At 61.2% G+C, this 16,993-nt stretch carries 15 protein-coding genes and 1 tRNA gene; 7 read left to right on the top strand and 9 right to left on the bottom strand.

Going from position 1 to position 16,993, the window contains the following annotated elements:
* Positions 1-145: 145 nt before the first annotated feature.
* The 4 genes from AC6FTP_RS20010 to AC6FTP_RS19995 are packed head-to-tail and all read right to left on the bottom strand — an operon-like array spanning position 146 to position 3,234.
* Complete coding sequence (locus tag AC6FTP_RS20010) at positions 146-691, bottom strand: DUF456 domain-containing protein (RefSeq protein WP_497208680.1); 546 nt, start codon at positions 689-691, stop codon at positions 146-148.
* 53 nt (positions 692-744) lie between these two features.
* Positions 745-1,335, bottom strand: coding sequence for a nitroreductase family protein (locus tag AC6FTP_RS20005; RefSeq protein WP_497208679.1), 591 nt, complete (start codon positions 1,333-1,335; stop codon positions 745-747).
* 20 nt (positions 1,336-1,355) lie between these two features.
* Positions 1,356-1,706, bottom strand: coding sequence for a tetratricopeptide repeat protein (locus AC6FTP_RS20000; RefSeq protein ID WP_497200453.1), 351 nt, complete (start codon positions 1,704-1,706; stop codon positions 1,356-1,358).
* Between the two features lie 16 nt (positions 1,707-1,722).
* Positions 1,723-3,234, bottom strand: coding sequence for a peptidylprolyl isomerase (locus AC6FTP_RS19995; protein ID WP_497208678.1), 1,512 nt, complete (start codon positions 3,232-3,234; stop codon positions 1,723-1,725).
* Positions 3,235-3,360: 126 nt separating this feature from the next.
* Between AC6FTP_RS19995 and AC6FTP_RS19990 the strand changes: the two genes are divergently transcribed.
* From AC6FTP_RS19990 to AC6FTP_RS19980, 3 genes are all read left to right on the top strand, one after another.
* A complete protein-coding gene (locus AC6FTP_RS19990; protein ID WP_497208677.1) occupies positions 3,361-4,563 on the top strand; it encodes a 3-keto-disaccharide hydrolase in 1,203 nt (400 codons plus the stop codon).
* Positions 4,564-4,614: 51 nt separating this feature from the next.
* Positions 4,615-5,583: a hypothetical protein gene (locus tag AC6FTP_RS19985; protein WP_497208676.1), complete on the top strand. Its 969-nt coding sequence runs from the start codon at positions 4,615-4,617 to the stop codon at positions 5,581-5,583.
* 53 nt (positions 5,584-5,636) lie between these two features.
* Positions 5,637-5,711: transfer RNA gene (locus tag AC6FTP_RS19980), tRNA-Val, on the top strand.
* Positions 5,712-5,719: 8 nt separating this feature from the next.
* On the opposite strand, the gene AC6FTP_RS19975 is transcribed toward AC6FTP_RS19980, so the two are convergent.
* From AC6FTP_RS19975 to AC6FTP_RS19965, 3 genes are read right to left on the bottom strand one after another with little or no spacing between them, the layout of a single operon-like run.
* Entirely contained in the window at positions 5,720-6,457 is a 738-nt protein-coding gene (locus AC6FTP_RS19975; RefSeq protein WP_497208675.1) for an amino acid ABC transporter ATP-binding protein, read from the bottom strand.
* Positions 6,447-7,196 carry an amino acid ABC transporter permease gene (locus tag AC6FTP_RS19970; protein WP_497208674.1) on the bottom strand — a complete coding sequence of 250 codons (750 nt, stop codon included), beginning with the start codon at positions 7,194-7,196 and terminating at the stop codon, positions 6,447-6,449. Before AC6FTP_RS19970 ends, AC6FTP_RS19975 begins: the two co-directional genes overlap by 11 nt.
* A 52-nt stretch (positions 7,197-7,248) precedes the next feature.
* Positions 7,249-8,007, bottom strand: coding sequence for an N-acetylmuramoyl-L-alanine amidase (locus tag AC6FTP_RS19965; protein WP_497208673.1), 759 nt, complete (start codon positions 8,005-8,007; stop codon positions 7,249-7,251).
* An 83-nt stretch (positions 8,008-8,090) separates the two neighbouring features.
* Here AC6FTP_RS19965 and AC6FTP_RS19960 point away from each other — a divergent pair, with 83 nt between their 5' ends.
* A complete protein-coding gene (locus tag AC6FTP_RS19960) occupies positions 8,091-9,488 on the top strand; it encodes a LysM peptidoglycan-binding domain-containing protein (RefSeq protein ID WP_497208672.1) in 1,398 nt (465 codons plus the stop codon).
* 64 nt (positions 9,489-9,552) lie between these two features.
* Positions 9,553-10,554, top strand: a complete 1,002-nt coding sequence (locus tag AC6FTP_RS19955; protein WP_497208671.1) for an NAD(P)H-dependent glycerol-3-phosphate dehydrogenase — start codon at positions 9,553-9,555, stop codon at positions 10,552-10,554.
* Here the strand turns inward: AC6FTP_RS19955 and sucB are convergent.
* Together sucB and AC6FTP_RS19945 are read right to left on the bottom strand one after the other, a co-directional pair.
* Positions 10,551-11,648: a dihydrolipoyllysine-residue succinyltransferase gene (gene sucB / locus AC6FTP_RS19950; RefSeq protein ID WP_497208681.1), complete on the bottom strand. Its 1,098-nt coding sequence runs from the start codon at positions 11,646-11,648 to the stop codon at positions 10,551-10,553. The two genes, AC6FTP_RS19955 and sucB, sit on opposite strands and share 4 nt — an antisense overlap.
* 56 nt (positions 11,649-11,704) lie before the next feature.
* On the bottom strand, positions 11,705-14,479 hold the full coding sequence (locus tag AC6FTP_RS19945) for a 2-oxoglutarate dehydrogenase E1 component (RefSeq protein ID WP_497208670.1): 2,775 nt from the start codon (positions 14,477-14,479) through the stop codon (positions 11,705-11,707).
* Between the two features lie 131 nt (positions 14,480-14,610).
* Between AC6FTP_RS19945 and AC6FTP_RS19940 the strand changes: the two genes are divergently transcribed.
* Entirely contained in the window at positions 14,611-15,660 is a 1,050-nt protein-coding gene (locus tag AC6FTP_RS19940; protein WP_497208669.1) for a hypothetical protein, read from the top strand.
* Between the two features lie 44 nt (positions 15,661-15,704).
* The coding region (locus tag AC6FTP_RS19935) for a sulfatase family protein (protein WP_497208668.1) at positions 15,705-16,993 on the top strand (1,289 nt) is incomplete at its 3' end.

The raw sequence follows: 16,993 nt of genomic DNA, 5'->3' as shown, positions 1-16,993 counted from the left end.
ATAGCCTTCCAGGCAGGACTCCTCTGGTGCCCGCCGACCATCCCGGCAGCCCTCATCGCCATCGGCGCGATCCTTGGAATGATCATCGGACGTGGCACCCCAAAAGTGACGCCTGCACCCTCCGAAGCAAGTCCCAGCTAAGCCTCTACCAAATCACATCCACCAGCACGGTGGCGACCATCGCCAGAGCCAGAGCAAAGCGTACCGCGAGACCAACTCCGGTACCGAGCAGAGTGCCCCAGGTGCTTTTTACCGCAGGAGCCATGCGCTTCTTGGCAAAGATCAGCTCAAAGGCAAGACCGCCGATCAGCGGTCCAAGGATGAAGCCCAGCGGGGCAAAGAAGAGTCCGATAATGCCACCAACAAAGACGCCCATGATTCCCCAGCGGCTCGCCCCGAACCAGCGCGCGCCCATCGCACCGGCGGCCATGTCCACAAAGTAGGAGACTACTAGCAGCAGAACCAGGATGACGATACCTACCCAGCCCATGCCATGCTCCGGCAGCAGCAGCGTGTGCAGCACCCCGGCGATGAAGATCAAAAAAGGCCCTGGAAGCAGTGGCAGCACGGAGCCGATCAGGCCGACGAGCAGCAGGCAGATCGTCAGCGCCCAAACGCTGAGTATCTGCCACGGCAGCGAGGTGATCATGGTGGTGAGCCATTCCCAGTAATCTTGAAACCAGTCGAGCATGGGGAGGATTACGCGAGCGATGGGCAGCGTGCCAGCCGAGTTCCGTGAACAAATCAGCGCCAGACAATTTTCGTCTCCACCGGCTGGCGCACACTGCGCGGCCAGTTGAGGCCCGGCTTCGGCCAGCCGAGGTAGATGAGTCCGACGCAGCGATCTTCAGCCCGAATCCCGAGCCACTCGCGGAAGCTGGGAGCATCCAGCACGGGCGGAGATGACCAGTAGCCGCCGAGCCCGGCCGCCGTAGCGCTGAGCTGGAGATTTTGCAGCGCGCAGGCCACCGCCTCGATCTCTTCGATCTCGGGAATCTTCGCACCACCGTTCCGCTCCATCACGACCGCGATCACGACAGCTGCCATCAGCGGCGTGCTGCCCATCTTTTGCAGCTTGTCCTCTCGGAACTCCGCCGGAGGTGTGCTCTCGCGATACGACTGCTGCATCTGTGCCGCCAGATGCTGGCGTGAGCCGCCCTGAAACACATGAAACTTCCACGGCTCGGTCAGACCGTGAGTCGGAGCCCAGGTGGCGTCTTCGAGAAGCTGGAGCAGAAGGCCGTGCTCGATGTCACGAGCAGGGTCCATGTCCGCCGGCTTGATGGAACGACGGTGGCGGATGAGTGCGGAGATTCCAGAGTGATCGGGAAGCATGATGGGGAAACAAATTTGACTCAGCTATCCTTCACCACCTTGCCGCCGAGCGAAAGGATGCGCGCCTTGCCTTTGGCGTCCTCAGCTTCCGCGATCTGGTGGTTGGCCACATACATTTGACTCAGCGCCGTCCAGGCGAGGAGATCATTCGGACGGAGCGTGGTGGCCATGAGTCCGGCCCCGATGGCTTCCTTCAAGTGGCCCGTTTTCATCAGCGACATGCCGAGTGCATGCCAGCCATCGAAGAACTGCGGATCAATCTCCACACAGCGGCGGTAAAGCGGCACGGCACCTTCGAGATCGCCGAGGGCGATGCAGCCGCTGGCCTCGTCGAAAAGGTCGTCGATGGCAGCAGCGGATGAGTCGGACATGGTGCGGAGTGAACGCTTACGCGCTCATCTTCAGATGCACCTGAAGACCGGCTTCCTCGCGCTTCTGGTTGAACCAGGATTGGAAGAGGCGCTGGCGCTCCTGGCTGGCATTGCGGTCTTCGGTGTTCTTGCGGAGGGCGGCGCTGTCGTCGCGTTTGCGGAGTTCACGGGCGGCCACATAGACGAGTGTCGCGCCTTTGTCGGTGTTCACAGCCTTGGCGACTTCGCCTGCGGCGACCTTCTGAGCCTCGGTGGCGATCTCCTGGGCGTTTGGCAGATCGGTCGGAGGCTCGTTGACGGTGAGTTCCTTCACGGCAGCAAGAGTGAGCTCCTTTTCCTTGGCGAGATCGTCGATCTTCTTGCCTGCCTTCAGGCCTTCTTGAAGCGCGGTGCGGGCGTCGTTCACGGCTTTGGAGAGAGCTTCCTGGGCTTTCTGGCCGACGAGGACTTCCTTCACCTTGTCCTTCACTTCAGCGAGTTCCTGCTGCTTCGGTTCCTCCACCTTGGTGACGGCAAAAATGTAGTAACCCTTGGTTCCCTTCACCGGATCACTGATCGGGCGGGAGTCCTTGTTGTGCGCAAAGATGGCGTCGATGAATTCCTTCTCGTCCTTGATGGCATCAGGCGGAGTGTCTTTGGCGAAGAGCGCGGCGGTCTCGGCCTTTTCCTTCAGCGTCTTCACGATCTCATCAAACTTGGCCCCTGGGGCGATGCTGGCCTCGTTGAACTTCTCCACGCGGGCGACCTGCTCCTTCTGGAGTTTCGTACGCTCTTCGAGCGGCTTCTTGTCCAGCTCGGCCGGATTGGCAAAGAGGACATAACTGACCGCACGCTTCTCGATCGACTTGTAGGTATCTTTGTTCTCGTCGTAATACTTTTTGAGTTCGTCTTCCTTCACCTCAGCGGTCTTTTTGAAGTCATCGAGAGCGAAGTTGATGGTCTGAATCTTGAGTGTCTGATGACGGCTGGCGTAGGCCTTCTCAGTCTCGACTGGCGAAGGCACGTAGTTCTTGCCGATGAGTTCCTGGAGGCGCTTGTAGCCGAGGCTCAGCTTCGCGATGTCGAGCATGTCCTGCCCACCCATGCCATACATGCCGAGGTTCTGCTGGAGGTTGAAAGCGCGCTGCGGGCTGAAGACACCGTTCTCCTGGAGAGCCTGGGTTTTCTCCAGCTCGGCCTTCGCCTCTGCATCACTCGGATGGATGCCGAGGTCTGCCATCTGGCGTTTCAGCACGAGCATGTTGAAAACGAAGTCGCGTCCGCCGGACTCCGGGCTGCGAGCAGCCGACATGAGGCCGAAGTAGAGTTCATACATCTGCAGCATCTGGATGATCTGCGTGGAGCGCTCCAGGCGCTGCATTTCGGCGACGGTGTATTTGTCCCCATAGATGGTGAAGGCATCATCCGAGGTGGTGGCCATCTTCTGGCCGTCGGTGCGGGTGCCGCCCCAGGAGGCAAAGCTGATGATGATGACCACGGTGAGGGTGATCATGAAGGCACCACGGTGGCGGCGGAAAAATTCGAGCATGGCGTGCGGTAGTTGGCTGGGTGGAAAACGGGCGCGGAAGTAAGCCGCCGCGCTCCATTGGGCAAACGGAAAAACCGTTTGCATGGAGTCCGCTCCGGCTCGCGTTTGAGTCTGCCCTTCTCCGACATGCGCTTTTTCAACTCCCTCAGCCCTGCTTTTCTGGCCCTCGCCCTGACCTCCGCGCCCCTGCTCCATGCCGAGGACGGCTTTGTGCCGATGTTCCAGCCAAACAGCCTGGATGGCTGGGTGAACGCGAATTGCGCCCCTGAAACCTGGAGCATCAAAGACGGCGTCATCGCCTGCACAGGCAAGCCCACCGGAGCCCTGCGCACAGCGAAGCAGTATGAAAACTTCGTCCTGGAGGCCGAGTGGCGGCATCTCAGCAGCGGCGGAAATTCCGGCGTTTTCATCTGGGGAACCCCCATCAGCGCCCCTGGCGTGCCCTTCCTCCGTGGCATTGAGGTCCAGGTGCTCGACCACGGCTACATGAAAAATGCCGACCCGACCAAGCCGCGCTGGTTCACCACCCACGGTGATGTCTTCCCCATCCATGGAGCCACCATGGACCCACACGGCGATCACAGCGGCTCACGCAGCTTCCCCAGCGAGGAGCGCAGCAAACCCAGCCCCGAGTGGAATCACTACCGCATCGAGGCCAACAACGGCCGCCTCACCCTCGCCGTGAATGGCAAGGTCGTCAGTGGTGGTGACAACTGCAACTACCGCAAAGGCTACCTCGCCCTCGAGTCCGAAGGCGCGCCTGTGGAGTTCCGCAATGTGCGCATCAAAGAACTCCCCTCCACCAGCACACCCGCCGAACTCACCGCGCCTGCCGATCTAGGCTGGAAGCCGCTCTACACCGGCGTCGATTTCCGTAACTGGCGCGTCCCCGCCACCGGCGGCTCGAAGTGGAAGAGCAGCGACTGGCAGATCCAGCTCCTCACCGGGCAAACCGGTTCCGCCCTCTGGAGCGAGGCCGAGTTTGGTGACTGCGAAATCATCTGCGATGTGAATCTGCCGAAAGACGCTGATCTCACCAAACCCGCCGCAGGACTCTGCGTGCGCGGCCTGAGTCATCCCCTCGTGGAACTCGGAGCCGGCGGCAAAGGCGCCATCTCCCTTGGAGTCGACAAGATCAAAGCGGGCCGCTGGTATCGCATCAAAGCCACTCTCCAGGGCAAGAGCGCGAAGGTGCTCATCACCGAAGCGCAGGAAAAGAACCCGCAGACCTTCGAGGCCACCGTCGATATGAGCGCGAAGGGTCGCATCGGCCTAGCCGACCTTACGCAAGCCGTCGGCTATGCGAATATCTTCGTGCGCGATCTCTGAATCGAATCGGAATTGGCAGGCATGGAGTTAAGCCTTTAGCTATCCGCCTTCATGCCCGAAACCACCTTCCAGGAATACCAGGATAGCCCCGCCGAACGCGCGGAGTTGCTGGCATTCCTGAAGCGTCCGGGAGGCTTAATGCCGATCCAAGGCACCTGGGAAGATCGCCTCATGCATTGGTGGGATGATAATCCTTCCGCTCACCTGCATTCCTACCGTGGTCGTGTGATTCATCATCAGGGCAAGGTCGTGGGATACGCCGGCTCGCTCCCCGCAGGCTACGCCCTCCATGGGCAAACGATTCCCGTTTTGCTGGCCACCACGCTGGAGGTGCTCCCCGAATACCCGAAGGCAGGTCTCTCCATGCTGCTGAAGATGCGCAGCCTCAGTGAAGAAATCCCCATCTTCCACACCACCCCGAGTCCGAAGCTCCAGCACACCCTCCTCAAGATGGACGCACGCGCCGAGACCCAGGTGCAGCGGCGATATTTCCTCACAGGAACTTTGGCCAAGCTCAGCCGCTGGCCCCGGCTCGATGCCGCCATGACGCTCACCACCAACGTGCAAGATGTCCTCGCCATCAGCCGCCCCTATCAAAAAGCCGACCGGCTGGAAAAGTGGCACACGCCCGAGTCACTACGCTGGCAGCTCAGCACCCCAACGCGCCAGCAGACCTTCGTCGGTGCCATGGATGCCTCAGGAACGCTGCATTCCTTCCTCATTCTCTCACCACACCGCGTGCGCGGCCTTCCCGCCTGGGACATCCTCGAAGCCTTCACCACCCGCGATGACTTCAGCGAACTGCACGCCCTCGCAGGTGCTGTGACTCGCCTGCCCAGCCTGCTCCCCACCAAAGCCAACCTCATCACCAGCGCCAGCTTTCCTGGTGATCACGCCTGGGATGCCACACCTGCTCTGCTGACCCGCGACCAGCTAGTCTGCCATTACTTCATGCTCCCCGAATCCCTGCGCAGTGTCCCCAAGCACACCGTCATGGCCGAGGGAGACTTCGTGGTGTGATTAGCACTTGCGCGCTCGCTTCTGCGCGCCACAGACTCAGCCATACCTCACGCGCACGGATAGCTCAGTGGTAGAGCGGCTCGTTTACACCGAGTTGGTCGGGGGTTCGAATCCCTCTCCGTGTACCAGTCGAAGTTTAACGATACTTCGACAGCCCTTGTAGATACTCGCGCGCCAACGGCGATGTCGGCTGCTCGAAGAACTGCTCCGCTGTGCAGGACTCCTCCACACGACCTCGGGCGAGGAAGACGACCCAGTCGGCCACTTTTTTGGCAAAGCTGATCTCATGGGTGGCCAGGACGATCTGCTGGCCTCCTTCGGCGAGTTCGCGGATGACATCGAGCACCTCGCCTGTCATCACGGGATCAAGCGCGGAAGTGGGTTCATCGAGGAGTAGCAAACTAGGCTTGGGTGCCAGCGCACGGGCGATGGCGGCGCGCTGTTGCTGGCCACCAGAGAGCTCGGCGGGGCGCTTGTGCTGATGTTCGGCGAGGCCGAGCCGCGTGAGCAACTCGACTGCGCGTGCTGTTGCATCCACGCTGCTCCAGCCATGCACGGTTCGCAGTGGCAGGACGATGTTTTCCAGTGCGCTGAGATGGGGGAAAAGATTGTAGCCCTGGAAGACGAAGCCGTTTTTCCGCAAAGCCACGAGGGCAGCTTCCGGGTCATGTGGCAGCGGCGATCCATCGACGAGCACCTCGCCGGCTTCGGGTAAAAGCAATCCGCCGAGTACACGCAGGAGGGTGGACTTTCCTCCGCCACTGGGGCCGAGCAGAGCCACGACGCGCGCGTCGTCACCCGTTTGAAAGCTGGTCTCGTCGAGCGCGAGGAAGCTGCCGTAGCGCTTTGTCACTTTTCGTGATTCAAGTTTCATAGGCGAACCTCCTTTCCAAGCGCCGCGCCCACCAGGACAGCGGCAGCGTGACGATAAGGTAGGCCACAGCGAGCGGCAGGTAGCCCTCCAGTGCGGTGTAGCTGCTGGAGTTCATGATGCGCACCTTCTGCACCAGTTCCTCAATGCCGATGACGGAGAGCAGCGACGAGGATTTGATGAGGGAGACAAGTTCACCCGTTGTGCCAGGCAGCGCACGGCGCACGGCCTGGGGGATGATGACGTAGCGGTAAGTCTGCGTGGTATTGAATCCCACCGCGCGCGCTGCCTCCCACTGCGAGGCCCCGATGCTCTCCACGGCTCCGCGGAAGATCTCCGCCAGATACGCCGCCTCAAACAAGCCGAGCAGCAGCGTGCCGACGACGAGCGGCGAGTTCACATGCAGCGCCGTGGCCACGATGTAGTAGCCGAGCAAAAGCTGCACGAGCAGCGGCGAGCCACGCACGATCTCGACGGTGCCAGAGCTGAACAGTCGTACGGGTTCCCACGGGGACCGTCTTCCAAGCATAAGGGCAAAGCCGAGCAACACGCTTATCACCATGGCTCCTGCCGAGATGCCGAGCGTGGTGACCCAACCCCAGGCAAACTGTTCTCGGTAGGCCCACGCAGCGCTCCAGTTCCATGAGTAATGCACGGCCGCAAAGGTGGCGTAGAGCCCCAGCGACACCAATCCGAGGAGCAGAAGGCTCCAGAGAAAGCGGGTGGGGAGTCGGGCGGGCATGAGGAGGGCGTCTTGGTATAGCAATGTCTTCACCACACCGCCAAGACTTCTATCAGCGAGAGCGCGTCTCCGACTGGGCGAGCTTTGCCATCTCAGACACGCGCCCTTTCAAAAACTCCACCACGCCGTCGGCGATGCCTTTCGTCAGCTTGGCCTGATACTCCTCGCGACTCAGGCGGCGGGCTTCCCCGGAATGAGTCAGGAAGCCGCACTCCACCAACGCCGCCGGGCAGGGCGTGCGCATGACCACGATGAGCTGGCTGTCTTTGATGCCACGATCTTCCGCCTTCGTGGCCTCGCTGGCTCGACGCTGGATGATCTGAGCCAGTGTCTCGCCCATGGACTTGCCTTTAGACTTCGCCGGGCGGGCGAGCAGCGACTGCGTGGCGGCATAGTAGGTCTCCAGCCCCTGCACCTCGGGCGCGGGGCTCGTATTGAGATGCACACTGACAAAGGCGTCTGCATCGGCTTCGGCAGCGATCTGGCAGCGTTCCTCCAGTTCCAAAAAGCGGTCCTTTTCCCGCGTCATGCGCACGCGGACCCCAGCCTCCTCCAGATGATCCCGGACCTGGCGGGCCAAAGTGAGGCTCAGGTTTTTCTCGATCAGTCCATTTGCCACAGCCCCGCCGTCATGACCTCCATGCCCGGCATCCACGATCACCAGCGGCGCTGACTCTAGCTCCCAGGGCTGGATTTGCACCGCTGGGATGGCCTCCAGACGCAGCGCGAGCCAGCCGAGCGCGGCCATCGCCAGCCCAAGCGCCCCATAGGAGGCAAGGCTGCGGAGGATGAGAGCAGGCGAAGCAGGCACAGAAGGTAAAGTTTTTGAAAAATTATACGGAATTTTAAAAAAATAAGCTGGTGCGTATTGTTCGTGAGACTAAACTATATAGCATGAAGGTTAGTCTCCTCGCAACTCCGCTGGCACGTCTGGCGCTCGTTCTGGTCACCACAGGTGTCGATTCGGCCCTCGTCATCGCCCAGCCCGCACCTCCAGCCGGATCAGGCCTGAGCGGATATGCGCCAGGAGCCATCCAGCCTCCGGCCTACCAGATGCCTGTGGCACCCAGGATGCCGACTCCACCTCCTGGGCCACCGCCTCCGGGGTTCAATGTCCCTGTGTATCGGCCCCCAGCCATCGGCTCACCGACGACGAACCGCTCGTCTGGTTCGACCAAGAAGGGTACGAGCAAGTCCGGCACCACATCGAAATCCACCTATCGGCCTCCGGCCGGGAGCTCCACGGCCTCGAAGTCGAAAAGCACCTCCAGCTCACTCGAAACCCGCGTCGGTAAGCTCGAAAGCAGCGACCACCGCCAGGATCTGCGCCTCGGCCGCATCGAGCGGGACGTGGGCCTGCTGCCCGACTCCATCGAAGGCGGCGGCATCGCCGACAAGGTGCCCTCGGGCAAAACACACATCGTCCGCCCGGGCGACACGCTCTACAACGTGGCCTCCCGCTACAATACCAGTGTCGGCGAGTTGCGCTCCCTGAACCGTCTCAGCGGGGACACTCTCGACATCGGCGAGAGTCTGTTGATTCCTGATGGCCAGACCTGGTCCAGCAACAAGATCACTTCCACCACCCTTGTCCACGTCGTGGCCGGCGGAGAGGATTTTGAAGACATCGCTCGTGCCTACGGCGTGCGGGGAGACGCCATTGCCCGTGCCAACCCCACCGTGTATGCCACCGACCTCCGCGCTGGCGAGCGTTTGGTCATCCCGAATCCCACTCGCATTCCCGGTTCTCAGCGCAGTTCGTCACAGCCCGGCAAGACGGTCACCGTCACCACTGGCAGCACCACCCACACCGTCGGCAAAAATGAGACACTGATGAAAATCGCGGCAAAGTACCGCACCACCGTCGCGAAAATCGTGGCTGCGAACCGACTGAAGAATCCCAACGTCATTCCACTCGGAAAGCGGCTCACCATTCCCGGCGTGAAGTCCACCCGCACTGTCCCCGCCGAGCCTGCCTGGCAAGATCAGGAAACCCAGCCTCTGGAGCACCTGCGCCTCGCCGATGAGCCAAGGAGGCAGGAGCCAGCCATCGCTCCACTCAAGCCCGCCGAGCCCCTGCCACCCATCAAGCCCGACATCACTTCCCCCACCATGCCACGCGGCATCGTCGCCTACCGCATGGAGCGCGGAGACACGCTCGACAGCGTGGCGAACATGTTCAGCACGACCGTGGCAAACATCCGCGCGATGAACCAGCTCCCCGCCGATAAAGAGTTGAAGGAAGGCGAAGAAGTCTATGTGCCCACCGTGGGTGCCGTGTCGGTGAATTGATGCCCGCCCTTGACGCAAGCGGTGATTGTCAGCACAAAGCGGGATGCCCACCACCCAGCTCACCATGAAAAGCGCCATCGTCCTCGGCGCAGGAAGCTGGGGCACCGCACTCGCCTCCCTTCTGCATGAGCGCGGGTTGAAAGTACAGTTCTGGGGCCGTGACGAAACCTTGATGAGCGAGATCCGCCGGACGCGGCGGAACTCGCGCTATCTCTCTGGGCTGCATCTACCTGATGGTATCACCATTACGAGCGACCTCAGCACATTGGCTCCAGCGGACATGATCGTCTTCGTGGTGCCATCAAAAGGCATCCGCGACACCGCACTGGCCATCGCCGCGACGGGGTTGCATCAACATGCCCGTGTTGCCGTTTCATGCGCGAAGGGCATCGAGCTTCATTCGGGCAAACGCATGTCCGAGATCCTCGCCGAGGTGCTTCCCGGCCCGCAGCACGCCGTGCTCACGGGGCCAAATCACGCGGAAGAAGTGTCTCAACGCCTCGCCACGGCCGCCGTCGTGGCCTGCGCAGATCAAGACATCGCTCGGGACGTGCAGGCCTGTTTCACGCTGCCATGGTTCCGCAGTTACACGAGCGATGACGTCGCTGGAGTGGAGTGGGCCGGAGCCATGAAAAACCCTTATGCCATCGCCGCCGGGATCGCGCTCGGATTAAAGCTGGGAGACAACGCCATCGCCGCGCTGGTGACCCGCGCTTTGGCAGAGATGGTGCGGATGATCGTCGTCATGGGGGGCAAAGCCGAGACCTGCTATGGCCTCGCCGGCGTGGGAGATCTCATCGCCACCTGCTACTCCGAGCACAGCCGGAATCATCGAGTCGGCAAACTGCTTGGCGAAGGCATGTCACTCGCGGACATCATCGCCAGCACGCGCATGGTGGCCGAGGGTGTGCCAAACACCGCCAGCCTCTACGAAGCCGCGCAGACCAAAGGCGTGAGATCGCCGCTGCTGGCAGAAATTTACGCCATCCTGCATCAGGGCAAGCCCGCCCGCGAAGCCATGCGGGCGCTGCTTTCCCGTGATCCGAGAGCGGAGAGCGAGGGTTAAGCCCCTACCAACATGCGCGCGGGGTTCTCGATGCAGTCCTTGATGCGGATCAGGAAGGTGACGGCCTCCTTGCCATCGACGACGCGGTGATCGTAGCTGAGGGCGAGATACATCATCGGGCGGATGACGACCTGACCATCGACCGCGACGGGACGCTGCTGGATGGTGTGCATGCCGAGGATGGCGCTCTGTGGAGGATTGATGATCGGGGTGCTGAGCAGCGAGCCATAGACACCACCATTCGAGATGGTGAAGACGCCGCCGGTGAGGTCGGACAGCTCGATTTTGCCTTCCTTGGCCTTCGCCGCGTAGGCGAGGATGTCTTTTTCGATCTCGGCGAAGCTCTTCTGATCAGCATCGCGAATGACGGGGACGATCAAACCACGCTCGGTGCCGACGGCGACGCCGATGTCGTAGAAGTGCTGCTGCACGATCTCGTCGCCTTCGACCTTCACATTGATCTGAGGGACGGCCTTCAGTGCCTCGACGACGGCCTTCACGAAGAAGGACATGAAGCCAAGCTTCACGCCGTGGGTTTTGACGAAGCTGTCCTGAAGCTTCGAGCGCATGCCCATGAGGCTGCTCATGTCACACTCGTTGAAGGTGGTGAGGATGGCGGCGGTCTGCTGGGCGTTGACGAGCTGGTCAGCGATCTTTCGGCGCAGCGGGCTCATCTTTTTCCGCGTGGTGCGGCCTTCAGGAGCCGGGGCGGCTTTCGGAGCGGGCTTCGGAGCTGGGGCTGGTGCGGGCTTGGGTGCTTCAGCAACGGGGGCTGGTGCAGCAGGCTTCGGCGCCTCGACGGCAACGGGTGCGGCGGGTGCTGGAGCGGGCGCTACGGCTGGGGCAGCAGCGGCGGCACCTTCGGTGATGTTGCCGACGACGGCACCGATGACGACGTCGTCACCTTCTTTGGCGGCGATGCCAGCGAGCACGCCGGTGAATTCAGAGGTGACCTCAGCGGCGACCTTGTCGGTTTCGAGAGTCAGGAGCACATCGCCGACTTTGACGGCGTCGCCGACTTGGAAGTGCCACTTGGAAATTTGACCTCCGGCGACGGATTCGCCGAGTGCGGGGATTTTGATGTCAGCCATGATCTTTGGGGGAAGGGAACTCTTTTTACAGGATGAACAGGATTGCAGAATGAACAGAATTATGAACTGAACGCGGCTTCGACGAGGTTGTCCTGTTCGCGGACGTGGATGGCTTTGGAGCCTGCGGCAGGGCTGCTGGAGCGCTCGCGTCCGGCGTAGCGGAGCTTGTGGTTGGAGAGTTCTTCGAGACGTGGGCGGATGTAATAGAAGGCACCCATGTTGCGCGGCTCTTCCTGACACCAGATCCACTTTTTCTGAGCACGCGGATACTTGGCGACGATGCCTTTGAGCATCTCGTAGTTCAGCGGGTAGAGCTGCTCCACGCGGATGATGGCGGCGTTCTTGATCTTGTTCTTCTCGCGGAAATCGAGCAGGTCGTAGTACACCTTCCCCGAGCAGAAAATGAGACGCGTGACGCGCTCGGGGCTGATGGTGAGGAGGTCGTCATCCAGTACTTCTTTGAAGCTGGTGCCCGCGGCCATGTCGTCGATCTTCGAGACACAGCGCGGGTGGCGCAAAAGGCTCTTCGGCGTCATGACGATGAGAGGCTTGCGCGTGCCGCGCTTCACCTGACGGCGAAGGGCGTGGAAGTATTGGGCGGGCGTGGTGAAGTTGCAGACCTGCATGTTGCCGCCAGCGCAGAGTTGCAGGAAGCGTTCCAAGCGGGCGCTGGAGTGCTCGGGGCCCTGGCCTTCATAACCATGCGGCAAAAGCAGGGTGATGTGGCTCGGGCGCTGCCATTTGCTCTCAGCGGAGGCGATGAACTGGTCGATGATGACCTGCGCACCGTTCACGAAGTCACCGAACTGGGCTTCCCAGCAGATGAGGAGATTTTGCGCGAGCAGGGAGTAACCATAATCAAAGCCGAGCACAGCAGCTTCAGACAAAAGCGAGTTATAGACGCAGAACTTGGCCTGACCTTCTTCGAGGTTGTTCAGCGGGATGTGGCGCTCGCGGGTCTCGGTATCGTAAAAGACGCTGTGGCGATGACTGAAGGTGCCGCGACGCACGTCCTGACCGGAAAGGCGGACACCATTGCCCTCGGTGAGCATGGTGCCGAAAGCGAGTGACTCGGCGGTGGCCCAGTCGATGCCTTCACCGCTTTCGATGGCCTTGCCACGAGCAGCGAGGAAGCGTTTGGCGATGGTCGGGTGCAGATGGAAGCCTTCAGGCGCTTCGAGAAGCTTTTTGCCGACCTTCGTGAGCTGCTCGCGGGCGACCCCAGTGTCGATGACGTTGTAATCGTAGGCGGCCTGCGGCTGCGCGGTTGAGCCTTCGAAAGGATTGCCACCGTGGCGGCCTTCACCTTTGGCGAGGGTGTTCACACCGTCTTCGAGCTCGTCTTCGAGTTCCTTTTGCAGGGCATTGGCACCACCTTCATCGAGCACTCCGGTTTGGATGAGCTGCTGGCGGAAAAGGGTGGCCGTGGAGGCATGGGCACCGATGCTGCGAGCCATGTTTGGCTGCGTGAATGCAGGTTCGTCGGTCTCGTTGTGGCCGTAGCGGCGGTAGCAGACGATATCGACGAAGACATCGCGACCGAATTTCTGGCGGAACTCCAGGGCGAGACGTGCAGCGGCGGCGACTTCGAGCGGACAGTCACCATTCACATGGATGACCGGCGCGTCGATGAGCTTCGCGACGTCGGTGCAGTAGTTTGTGGAGCGGGCGTCGGCTGGCAGGGTGGTGAAACCGATCTGGTTGTTCACCACGATGTGGATCGTGCCACCCGTGCGGTAACCGGGAAGCTGGGAGAGATTCAGCACCTCAGCGACGATGCCCTGACCGGCGACAGCGGCGTCACCATGGAGCAGGATGGGCAGGACCTGTTTGCGCTCGGCGGTGTCACCCAGGAAGCGCTGGCGGGCGCGGGCCATGCCTTCGACGACTGGATCGACGGCTTCCAGATGGCTCGGGTTGGGCGCGAGCATGATGGCCACTTTGCCACCGTTCTTCGTATCGCGGACGGTCTCGAAGCCGAGGTGATACTTCACGTCGCCATCGCCACCGACGGTGTCGGGGACGTAGTTTTCACTGAACTCATAGAAGAGCATCTCCAGCGGCTTGCGGAGGAAGTTTGCCAGCACGCTAAGGCGGCCGCGGTGGGCCATGCCCATGACGATTTCCTTGCCGCCGGAAGCGGGGAAGTTCTCCAAAATGGTCTCCAAGGCGACGAGCATGGACTCACCACCCTCGACGGAGAAACGTTTCTGGCCGACGAAACGGCGGTGCAGGAAGCGCTCAAAGGACTCGGCTTCGAGGAGCCAGCGGAGGGCATCGACCTGGGATTCCTTGGATGGCGTGGGCTCAAAGGTGCGGTTTTCAATGCGCTCCAGCAGCCAGTTCCGCACTTCCGGGTTGTGGATGTGCATGAACTCAAAGCCGCTCGTGCTGCAATAGACGCGCTTCAGTTCTCCGAGGAAATCCCGCAGCTTCATGGTCTGGCCGCCACGGAACATCTGCGTCTGCACATCGCGATCGAGATCCGCATCGGTGAAGCCGAGCGCCTCCATGGTCAGTTCAGGAGCGCCGGATTCGCTCACGCTGAGCGGATCGAGCTTCGAGGCACGGTGGCCGAGCGAGCGGAAGGTGAGCAGCGCGTTGGTCACACGCATGCGGAAGTTCAGCGTGGCCTCGGAGAGCGTGGCGTCTCCGCCAGCGGCAGGAGCTGTGCCTGCGGAAGCCTTGCGGCGGGCGAGTTCGGCCATGCCGAGTTCAAAGCCCTCGAAGAAGGAAGCCCATCCGGCATCGACGGAAGTAGGGTCTTTGCTCCAGTCATTATATTTGGAGTCGAGTAAATCTTGATTCGCGCGGAACGGCAACGTGGCACTCATGGGTAACTTGGGGGGCGGGGAGAATGCGTTCTTTCGTTACGGATGCAACCGGGGAAAGGACTGAATTCCAAAGGGCTGGCGGCACTTGCCCGAGTGAGCAGGAAGCGCCAGTGATGGTCAAACGCCCCGCCATGAAAATCCCCCACGTCAGTCTCTGCCTCGCCATTTTGGCATTCTCCGCCTTCGGAGCCGAGCCTCCAGGCCGCTGGTTCACCCCGGACCCGAATGGCAAACCCTGGAAGCACAAGCCCACCAGTCTGGCCTTTCCCGTCATGCTGGGCGGCTACCGGCTGGCGGGCGAGTTCAAGTATGAGCAGGGCGGTGGATGCTTCATCCGCTACGAAAACCTGGAGGAGCGGGCACGCGGGGACATCTTCTTTTTCCCCACGCAGGGGAAAGTGACCACCATGGAGGCAAAGCAGAGTCTCATCCTGCAAGAGATGGACGGGGTCATCAACGACCTCCGGGCGATGTCCAAGGAGGGCCGCTACAAGAACCTGGAGATCGGCGAACTCGGCGCAGCGGGCATCGACCTCTGGCTGAAGGAGGATCTGCCCCTGGCCGTGCGCGTCTGCACGATGACACGTGTGGTGCAAACCAACGAAGGCACCGAGCAGGCACAGATCAAACAATGGGTGGGCATCACGGTGCTCGATGACCACGTCATCACCATCCGTCAGATGCGCCCCACCAGCACGGGTGATGATGGCGAGGCGGGGTTGAAGACCTTTGCCAGCATGGTGCTCCAGGTCATTAAAGACCCGCCCCTGCGCGCCGGACTCAACGAAATGATCGACCGCTACATGGCCGACCCCTTTTCCGAGGACAGCCTCCAGGCCACCGGCGCCGTGCTGGCGTATCTGAAAAACACCCCCTTCTACCCCATCAACATCCCCGAGTATCCCTTGCAGGACTGGCTGGCGCATTGCCAGAAGCAAGCTCCCGGCACCGAAGAGAAACTCCTCAGCGCCTTCATGATCGGATCTGCCAAGGCCGCCTTTGCCGATGGCGATGCCAAGACCTGCCTGAATGCCGGAGCGAAACAGTTCGCCATCATTTATCAGAAGCTCCTCGCCAAGCACCCGAACATCGCCGTGCCTGAACTCCCGCAATTCCTCCCCGAAGCCCTCAAAGGCAGCGGCGGAGACTGGCTGCTCGCCTATGCCGGGATCAGGCAATAAGCAGACAAACCGGCCTCCGAACCATCGTTCCCCCGCTTCCCACCATGCGCTTCATTGCTTTCCTTGTTTCGTCATTCGTCCTTCTGAATTCGTCCTTCTCGGCGCAGCCAAACGTCCTTTTCATCCTCTGTGACGACCTCCGTCCCGACGCTCTCGGTTGCTACGGCTCAAAGCACGTCAAGACGCCGAACATCGACCGCATCGCCAAAGAGGGCGTGCTTTTCAAAAACACCTTTTGCACCACCTCCCTCTGCTCCCCCAGCCGCGCCAGCATCCTGAGCGGCCTTTACGCCCACACGCATGGCGTGACGAATAACTTCACCGAGTATCCCGCCACCATGCCGAGCTTCCCCGGCCTGCTGCATGATGCCGGCTACGCCACCGCCTACTTCGGCAAATATCACATGGGTGAGGACAACGATGAGCCGCGTCCCGGCTTCGACACCTTCGTCACCCACAAAGGCCAGGGCAAATACTTCGACACCGAGTGGAACCTCAACGGCAAGGGGCGGAAAGTTATCCCCGGCTACTACACCACCGTCGTCACCGACCTCGCGCTCGACTGGCTGAAGCAGCAGAGCACCGACAAACCCTGGTGCGCCTTCATCGGTCAAAAAGCTCCCCACAGCTTCTACACGCCCGAGCCAAAGTATGAGCACAGCTTCGACGACATCCGCGTGCCCTACCCCGCCACCGCCTTTCAGCTCGATGACAAGCCCGCCTGGATGAAGCAGCGCCTCCACACCTGGCACGGCATTTATGGCCCGCTCTTTGAGTGGCGGAAAAAGTTTCCCGATGACCGCCCCGAAGCCGTGAAGGACTTCGAGAACATGGTCCACGGCTACTGGGGCACCGTCCTCAGCGTCGATGACAGCGTCGGTCGCATGATGAAGTGGCTGGAAGAAACCAAGCAGCTCGAAAACACGCTCGTCATCTTCATGGGAGACAACGGCCTGCTCGAAGGCGAGCACGGCATGGTCGATAAACGCACCGCCCATGAAGCCAGCCTGCGCATCCCCGCCATTGCCCGCTTTCCTGCCCTTGGGAATGGCAGGACCATCGAGAAACAGATCCTCACCGTCGATATCGCCCCCAGCATCCTCGAACTCTGCGGCGCACCCGCCTTGCCCAAGAGTCACGGCAAATCCTGGGTGAAACTCGTCAAGGAAGGCGACCCCGAATGGCGCACCGCCTGGTTCTACCACTACAACTACGAGAAGCAGTTCCCCTACACCCCGAATGTCCGCGCCATCCGCACCGACCGCTGGAAGTACATCCACTATCCCCATGGCGATGGCAGTCCTGATAAGCACCTGGCCGAGCTTTACGACCT

Source organism: Prosthecobacter sp. (genome assembly GCF_044378005.1).
GTDB lineage: Bacteria > Verrucomicrobiota > Verrucomicrobiia > Verrucomicrobiales > Verrucomicrobiaceae > Prosthecobacter.
The sequence above is the reverse complement of the archived record's forward strand: the minus strand, read 5'-3'. Positions and strand labels throughout refer to the sequence as shown.